This is a genomic window from Brasilonema sp. UFV-L1, from assembly GCF_012912105.1.
Classification (GTDB): domain Bacteria; phylum Cyanobacteriota; class Cyanobacteriia; order Cyanobacteriales; family Nostocaceae; genus Brasilonema.
In genome coordinates this window covers 1-9,014 of record NZ_QMEA01000208.1, presented here as the reverse complement: position 1 = coordinate 9,014, position 9,014 = coordinate 1, and the positions used below count along the sequence as shown (strand labels likewise).

The window sequence follows — 9,014 nt, the reverse complement described above, 5'->3', positions numbered from 1 at the left end:
AGCTTGAGTGAGGGAGGGAGGGAGGTGTTTCTTTTCTACAGTGATGTATTGCACGCAACCGAGAACAGCTATAGTATCGAAAACAAGAACGGTGCTTGTAGTGAAAATCTGACATCAGTGCTCATTACTAACGTCCTCATACCTTCTGTGAAGAACATTCAACAATGAGTGTAGTCACCAGAACAACAGCGAATGAGACACAAAGCCCCATCTCTAAATACGGTGGGGTACTTCACTAGAATTTTGAACACAGTCACAGGAGATTCCTCATGTTCATTGATGAATTAACACCAATATTGAAACAATTCACTCAGCATCCAGTCTCCTTTATGGGCGGTTTCGTCTCTGGTTTGCTGCGACTCAACCTGAATGACGATCCTGTGAAAAGCTGGCTGTCTGAGCAACTCGGCTCAACTACAAACACGACTGAACCCACACAAGCACATAATGGCAAAGCTAGTGGTCCTCAGTCAATTAGCATTGAATAGAGCTGACGACTCATTTTTCTTGAAATTTTACCCAAAGAAGCAAGGATACTAAGGATACAAAGCTTTTCTTAGTATCTTTAGCAACGTCAAAATTCGATACTCTTCTTAAAAAGCAGAAAGAAAACTCAGTCAAATAGCCACAACGCTCACAGCAACAATACCTAAGTGAAGAAGAATTCAGTATGGACTGCGTCCCGCGCAGCTAACAGAGATCAGAATTCAGAATTAACCAGTGGGGAATTCAGACGCGCCACCAACGAAGCACCACCAAATTGAAAATTTGGTGTATGTGTTGTATTTATCGAGCAACTGCTCTTGTGTTTGTATAAAATTATTCTATTGTTATTGTACAAAAATTGACATTAAATCCCAGTGTTTTTTCAATTCTTTCTTTTCGTTTCTGCGGAGCATTAAAAATTGAAATTTCCACATCTATAGCAACTCATAAGTCAAGCTAATTTCAATTGATAAATGATTGTAAAATCTCATACTTTGAAAATTGACAAAATCAGTTATGATATGTAGCGTATGCGAAAATTCAGCCCAACCACTGGTCAAGTCCTAAGAAGATTCAACTTTGTTGGTTCACTCTTTCCCACGCTCTTTGCCATTGGTGAATCAGGCAAGACAAAAGCATGCTGTGCTGTTTGTCATACCTATTGTGACGCTGAATGATTCGCTCTTCGTTGCGACTTACGTGATTCACATGACTATTTACGTTGGAAATCTCTCCTACCGCGCCACAGAGGCAGATTTAAAAGTAGTATTTGCAGAATATGGCGAGGTTCAAAGAGTCGTTTTACCTACTGACCGCGAAACTGGTCGATTGCGCGGCTTTGCCTTTGTAGACATGAATGAAGAAGCCCAGGAGGATGCAGCTATTACAGAATTGGATGGTGCTGAATGGATGGGTCGTCAACTCAGAGTCAATAAGGCTAAACCGCGCGAGGAGGAACGACGAAGTAGTTGGGTGAAAAGATAATAGTCTTAAGCTCGATGAGATACTATAATAACAAATTGTTTCCTAGTTATGCAAGCTACTGGTGGCTGAAATATCTAGAAACAATCATGAATGAAATCAGTTTCGATGAACAATAAACAATTCCAGGCAAGTCGCTAGGAGGCAGAATGCCAAGTGTGCGACGCTCATGTGAGTTTTGGGTTCAGTGCCCCAAACAAAATCTTCTCAATAGTGGTCTACAATCCCTATCTCAATTGCATTCTAAATAATGAACAAAGAGTGCGTACACACAGGACAGATTCTCGATTGCTGACTTCATTGTTCAAGTGAAAAGTTATTCCCGACGAGTTGTGACTCCAAAATTATGGTCATAATGAGTCGGTTTTTCAAATGCCAAAGTATTTTTAACAAAACTTGAACAACTTTGAATGGAGCGTTTGCTTCTTTTGTTTTCCCATTCTTGTCGAAATCTTCCCAGCGAATGATGCTAGATAGCAACTCTTTTTAGTAAAAAGATACTTTTTCTTGTACAAGTGCATTTGGGCAAGTCTGTAGATCTACACATATCTCTCAAACAAGACAACTGTTGTATCTAAATCTTCCTGAAGCCTGAGTAGGCTTACTCAAGTACATCATCTGAAAGTGGTGACTGAGCTTTGTCGTGACCCATAAGCAATTCATTTCTTTAGTTTATCTAAAATCACATTCAACTTGTCAAATAACCTTTCTAAGATAGAGGCAGCAACCACAAGTTGCAAAGCACGGGACGAACCCAACAAATACCTAGTCTCTAGGAAGGTTAGAAAATGGCTAGAGCGCCGGAATCTTTAGAGTTGGATACGAACGAAGTCATAGACAAAGCGTTGGATCGCGATTGTACAACATTATCCCGTCATGTTCTGCAGCAACTTCAGAGCTTTTCACCCCAAGCACAGGATCTGAGTGCGCTCATGAATCGGATCGCCTTAGCTGGCAAACTGATTGCTCGTCGCCTCAGCCGTGCGGGTTTAATGGAAGGAGTTCTGGGATTTACAGGGGAAGTCAATGTCCAGGGAGAATCCGTCAAAAAGATGGATGTCTATGCTAATGATGTCTTTATCTCAGTTTTCAAGCAAAGCGGCTTAGTTTGTCGCCTAGCTTCCGAGGAAATGGAAAAACCTTATTACATTCCTGAAAACTGCCCTATAGGTCGCTACACTCTTTTGTATGACCCAATTGATGGCTCATCCAACACTGATACAAATCTCAGTTTGGGTTCTATCTTCGCAATTTGCCAACAGCAAGGAAATGACCTCAATGGTGAAGCCGATGATCTGTTAGCTCCTGGACACCAGCAAATTGCAGCAGGTTACATCTTATATGGTCCCAGCACAATGCTGGTCTATACTATTGGTAAGGGAGTTCATTCATTTACCCTTGACCCTAGTTTAGGGGAGTTTATCCTTACAGAAGAAAACATCCGGATTCCTGAGCACGGTCCTGTATACAGCGTCAACGAAGGTAACTTTTGGCAGTGGGATGAACCGATTCGGGAATATGTTCGTTATGTCCACAGAACAGAAGGCTACACTGCTCGCTATAGCGGGGCAATGGTAAGTGATATCCACAGAATTTTGCTTCAAGGCGGTGTGTTTCTTTACCCAGGGACACTTCCAAAACCTGAAGGCAAACTGCGCTTACTTTATGAATCTGCTCCCCTAGCCTTTGTCATCGAGCAAGCAGGTGGTCGCGCCACTACGGGACATATGAATATCTTAGACGTAGTACCGAAAAAACTGCACCAGCGCACACCTTTGATTATTGGAAGCCCAAAAGATGTAGCAAAGGTAGAATCTTTCATTCAAAACGGTCACTAGAAGAGCGGGAAAAGCGCAGTTTAAGGTGTAGTAGGCACATAAGCCATGAGTGAGTGGTGAGTAGGACTAAAGTTGTGATGAGTCAGTAGAACAACTCACAACTAAAAACCAAAAACTCACAGCTTGACAAACGTCACTTGGATACATTAGAAGCAGGAGTCAAAGGAATACAGCTATGGCAACTAATCAATTACTGGAAATTAAAAAGTACGGTCAAAGCATCTGGATGGATAATTTGAGCCGTGATATTATTCAATCTGGCGAACTCAAAGAGCTGGTTGAAAATAAAGGAATCTGTGGGATTACCTCCAACCCAGCCATCTTTGAAAAAGCGATCGCCGGAAACGCGATTTATGATGCCGATATAGAAGCAGGAATCCGCGAAGGATTACCAACAGATAAAATTTACGAATCGCTAGCTTTCGCAGATATCCGTAACGCGTGTGATATTCTACGCCCCGTTTATGATGCAACCAATGGATTGGATGGTTATGTGAGCATCGAAGTTCCACCAAGCATAGCTGATGATACACAGGCAACAATCAAAGAAGCCCGTCGCTATTACCAAGAAATTGCTCGGGAAAATGTCATGATTAAAATTCCTGGTACAAATGCGGGTTTGCCAGCAGTGGAACAGGTGATAGCCGATGGGATCAACGTCAACGTCACCCTGTTGTTCTCTGTTGAAAGCTACATCAAAACAGCTTGGGCTTACATTGCTGGTTTAGAAAAACGGGCAGCCGAAGGTAAGGATATTAGCAAAATTGCTTCTGTCGCCAGCTTCTTCCTGAGCCGAATTGACAGCAATATCGATAGTAAGATTGACGCAAAATTGAAAAAAGGCGTTGATGATATTAATCTAGAAGCTAAGCTGAAAGCTGTCAAAGGAAAAGTGGCGATCGCCAACGCGAAAATTGCTTACCAGGAATACAAAAAGATTATTCAGACAGACAGCTGGAAAGCATTAGCAGCCAAGGGAGCAACAGTGCAGCGCCTTTTGTGGGCAAGCACCAGCACCAAAGACCCCAGCTACAGCGATGTGATGTATGTTGATGAGTTAGTTGGTCCTGATACTGTCAATACCCTACCACCTGTGACAATTGATGCTTGTGCTGACCACTGCGACGTCGCCAGCCGCGTTGAAACAGGGGTAGAAGAAGCTTACCAACTCATCGAAAGCCTCAAAGATCCAGACATCAACATCGATATCAACAAAGTGATGGACGAACTGCTCGTTGAAGGTATCGATAAGTTTGTCAAGCCCTTTGAATCGCTGATGAACTCCTTGGAAACCAAGGTTAAACAGTTGTCTCCTGTGTAAGAAGTTATCAGTGAACAGTTATCAGTGAACAGTTATCAGTTGTTTAATAGCTGATAACTGATAATTGATAACTGGTTGAGATAACTGGTTGACGACTCACGACTCACAATCTCCATTGCCCTGAATCCGTTTTGCAGGACTGTTTTAGTCTAAAAATCAAACATTGGCTTCTTCCTTGCCTTTTATAAGGGGAGCGATGCGGAGGCGAATAAGAGTAAACAACGGCTATCAGGTAATAGAAATAACTTTTAATAGTCGATGGCTCATTGATTTCCGGAAAATGAAACAGTCCTGCTAATCCCTTTTGGGGACGAGTTCCCCAATCTCTAGATCGCAAATCTCCATCCAAAACTCAAAATTGTTATGGTCAGTCTGCTAGAAAATCCCCTGCGGGTTGGTCTGCAACAGCAACGGATGCCGGAACCTCAGATCATAGTGATCTTTGGTGCTTCCGGTGACCTGACTTGGCGCAAACTCGTACCAGCACTGTACAAACTGCGACAAGAACGACGCGTTCCACCAGAACTCACCATAGTTGGTGTAGCACGTCGAGACTGGAGCCACGAATACTTCCGCGAACAGATGCGCAAGGGCATGGAAGAAGCTCATGGCGGTGTCGGTGCGGAAGAACTCTGGCAAGACTTTTCCCAAGGTCTGTTCTATTGCTCTGGTGATATCGATAAACCCGAAAGTTATCAGAAACTCAAGAATTTCTTGGGTGAGTTAGACGAGAAAAGGGGAACACGGGGAAACCGGATGTTCTACTTGTCTGTTGCACCGAATTTCTTTCCAGAAGCAATCAAGCAACTTGGTTCAGGGGGGATGCTGGAAGATCCCTACAAACATCGTCTCGTCATTGAAAAACCCTTTGGTCGAGATTTAGCTTCAGCCCAAAGTCTCAACCGAGTGGTGCAAAAATATTGCAAAGAAGAGCAAGTCTATCGGATTGACCACTATCTCGGCAAAGAAACAGTTCAGAATCTATTGGTGTTTCGCTTTGCCAACGCGATTTTTGAACCGTTATGGAATCGCCAATTTGTTGACCACGTTCAAATTACTGTAGCAGAAACCGTAGGAGTTGAAGACAGAGCCGGATACTATGAAAGTTCCGGCGCACTGCGGGATATGCTACAAAACCACCTGATGCAACTTTTTTGCATGAGTGCGATTGAACCTCCCAATTCCTTAGATGCTGATAGCATCCGTACGGAAAAAGTGAAGGTACTCCAAGCCACTCGATTAGCTGATGTCCAAAATCTGCACCGTTCTGCAGTACGAGGTCAGTATAGTGCTGGATGGATGAAGGGTAAACCCGTGCCTGGTTATCATGAAGAACCGGGAGTGAATGAAAACTCCACAACTCCCACCTATGTAGCGGTGAAGTTTCTGGTTGATAACTGGCGCTGGCAAGGAGTTCCATTCTACTTACGTACTGGTAAGCGGATGCCAAAAAAAGTGAGTGAGATTTCGATCCACTTTCGCGAAGTTCCTTCTCGGATGTTTCCATCTGCTGCCCAACAAATGGCTGGTAATATTTTGGCAATGCGGATTCAGCCGAACGAAGGAATTTCTCTACGCTTTGAAGTCAAGATGCCAGGAGCAGCATTCCGTACTCGCTCTGTTGACATGGACTTTACTTATGGTTCTTTTGGTATTCAAGCAACTTCCGATGCCTACGATCGCCTGTTTTTAGATTGTATGATGGGCGACCAGACATTATTCACACGGGGAGACGAAGTAGAAGCCGCCTGGCGGGTTGTGACACCAATCCTTTCTGTTTGGGATATGCCAAGTGATCCGGCGTCTGTTCCCCGATATGAAGCTGGTACTTGGGAACCAGCCGAAGCGGAGTTGTTAATTAACCAAGATGGTCGCCGTTGGCGCAGATTATAGAACAATGAAGGGTAAAGGATAGAAAAAGAATTTTTTTGGTTCCTTTATCCTTCGGCAACTCATACTTGATAACTTAATACTTCATACTTCAATTGTTATGACTTCCCAAGCTCCTACAATTTTTTCACTTCAGGCTCCCAAGGATGTTTCGCTGACAGACATTGAAGCGGAACTGAGTCGCATCTGGCAAAGTTACGGTATTGCTGGTGAAGATGGTGCGCTTCCTGCTGCGACTCGCGCCACAACATTTACTTTAGTCGTTTACGAACCCGAGGAAACCCAGTATCTATTGGCTGCTTTGGGACTTTACAAAGGTCCGATTGATGGTATTTTTGGTCCGCAGATGCAAGCCGCACTGCGAGAAGTGCAGAAAACCCACGGCTTGACAGAAACTGGAACAGCAACAGAAGAAACCCTTGCCGTATTGCGGGAAGAACTCGCTAAACGTCATGGGAATGGAACAACGGCTGAAAATGGTTCTGGTAGTGCGTCTTACACTCCAGATGCCGGTAGCCCCCGAATTGCTGATGAAATTGCCATCCGCAACCCCTGTCGGATTATTGCCATGACTCCAATTGCAGGCGAAGATGTCGGGGTAACAGCCCAAGTTTCTGCCTACTGCCCAATTCAAAAGCAGTCCGCAAATACACTCGTCTGCTGCGAATACATTACTTTAACAGGAACAGCCGCTGCTTTAGAACGAGTCGGTGGTATGATTCAGGCATTGTTAATTGGTGGCTTGCCCAAGTTTCTCTGGTGGAAAGCAACACCAGACCTCAACAATGCTTTGTTCAAGCGCATAGCAGGAGTGTGTAACAATGTTATTGTGGACTCGTGCAATTTTAACAAGTCAGAAAACGATTTGCTCAACTTGCAAGAGTTAGTAGAATCTGGTGTACCACTTGCCGATTTAAACTGGCGTCGTCTTTCAGGATGGCAAGAGTTAACAGCTGAAGCCTACGACGCACCTCAACGTCGTGCAGCCCTGACAGAAATAGACAGAATTAATATTGATTTCGAGAAAGGCAACTCTGTACAAGCGCTGATGTTTTTGGGTTGGCTGGCAAGTCGCTTACAATGGCATCCAGTTTCTTATCAAAAAGAAAGCGGAGATTACGACATCACCAAAATTCACTTCGTTGCACAGGATCAACGGCAAATCGAAGCAGAGTTAGCAGGAGTCCCAGTTGGTGATGTGGGTGATATTCCTGGTGATTTGATTGCCTTACGGCTTAGTTCCACAAATCCAGACGCAAACTGCGGAACTCTTATCTGTTCGGAAACTGGTGGTTGTATGCGCATGGAAACACAAGGTGGTGCGCAAGCTAGTGGTGTGTTTCAACAAGTGACTTCACTTTCCGAGCAAAAAGCAGAAGCGTTACTCAGTCAGCAAGTGCAACGTTGGGGACATGAGGCACTTTTTGAAGAAAGTCTCGCATTGACAGCTCAGATACTCAAGTTGGGAGTGAAAGAGGACACAGTTAACAGTGAACAATGAAGGAGTCAGGAGTCAGGAGTCAGGAGTCGGAAGTTGAAAAACTAAATTCTTTATTTCTTTCTTGGTGAATACTGAATTCAAAATTGCTGAATTCTTCTTCTAACTGATAACTGATAACTGAATCACTGGTTAAAAGTTAACCGTTAAGAGTTAAAAGTTAAGAGTTGTAACTCTTAACTTTTGATTTCTTTATGGCTTTAGTAATTGCAGGAGAACGCAGTGGGGTGGGTAAGACGACAGTCACGCTCGCCCTTTTGGCATCTTTATGTCAACGAAGTAGACAAGTACAATCTTTCAAGGTAGGTCCGGATTATATTGACCCGATGTTTCATAGGCATGTTACAGGTCGTGCTTGTCGTAATTTAGACCCAGTGCTGACATCGGAAGTTTATGTTAAGCAATGTTTTACTCATCACGCTCAGCTATGTGAATATGCTTTAGTTGAAGGAGTCATGGGGTTATTTGATGGAGTTACCTCACCCCAACCCCTCTCCTTTCTAAGGAGAGGGGCAAATGACTTTGCTAGTACGGCTCATGTCAGTAAGTTACTAGATTTACCTGTGGTCTTGGTGATAGATTGTAGTCGGTTGTCTGGTTCTGTGGCTGCGATCGCACACGGTTATTGCTCATTTGATCAAGAAATCAAAATTGCTGGGGTGGTGTTAAATCGAGTGGGGAGCGATCGCCACTTATCTCTTCTCAAAGATGCTCTAGAACCTCTGCAATTACCGATTCTTGGAGTGCTGCGGCGTGAGGAAAATATTACAATTCCAGATCGACACCTAGGTTTAGTACCGACTGCAGAACTTCCTCAATTGAATGCTTTAATTGAGCGACTTGCTCATTTGGGAAATACTTGCTTTGACTGGGAACGCTTGTTACCACTTTTGAGAACAAGGAAAGAGGGAGACACACAAGCCAGAGAGCGAGAAACTGAAAAAGGGAGGGAAGCTTTCCTGCCTACGGCTGGCTTCGCTAACACTCCCCACCTCCCCAC

The 9,014-nt window shown here is 43.9% G+C and carries 7 protein-coding genes; all 7 read left to right on the top strand.

From position 1 onward, the window contains the following. Positions 1-269 precede the first annotated feature (269 nt). Entirely contained in the window at positions 270-488 is a 219-nt protein-coding gene (locus DP117_RS32230; RefSeq protein WP_169222243.1) for a hypothetical protein, read from the top strand. A 706-nt stretch (positions 489-1,194) separates the two neighbouring features. Then, a complete protein-coding gene (locus DP117_RS32225) occupies positions 1,195-1,470 on the top strand; it encodes an RNA-binding protein (protein ID WP_169222244.1) in 276 nt (91 codons plus the stop codon). Between the two features lie 785 nt (positions 1,471-2,255). Beyond that, positions 2,256-3,305 (top strand): class 1 fructose-bisphosphatase, encoded by a 1,050-nt coding sequence (fbp, locus tag DP117_RS32220; RefSeq protein WP_169222242.1) that lies wholly within the window; start codon positions 2,256-2,258, stop codon positions 3,303-3,305. Positions 3,306-3,480: 175 nt separating this feature from the next. Next, positions 3,481-4,626 (top strand): transaldolase, encoded by a 1,146-nt coding sequence (gene tal / locus DP117_RS32215; RefSeq protein ID WP_169222241.1) that lies wholly within the window; start codon positions 3,481-3,483, stop codon positions 4,624-4,626. 363 nt (positions 4,627-4,989) lie between these two features. Further along, positions 4,990-6,519, top strand: coding sequence for a glucose-6-phosphate dehydrogenase (zwf, locus tag DP117_RS32210; protein ID WP_169222240.1), 1,530 nt, complete (start codon positions 4,990-4,992; stop codon positions 6,517-6,519). A gap of 97 nt (positions 6,520-6,616) precedes the next feature. Next, positions 6,617-8,017, top strand: coding sequence for a glucose-6-phosphate dehydrogenase assembly protein OpcA (gene opcA, locus DP117_RS32205; RefSeq protein WP_169222239.1), 1,401 nt, complete (start codon positions 6,617-6,619; stop codon positions 8,015-8,017). Between the two features lie 191 nt (positions 8,018-8,208). Continuing rightward, positions 8,209-9,014 (top strand): cobyrinate a,c-diamide synthase (locus DP117_RS32200; RefSeq protein ID WP_169222238.1); only part of this gene is annotated, 806 nt, incomplete at its 3' end.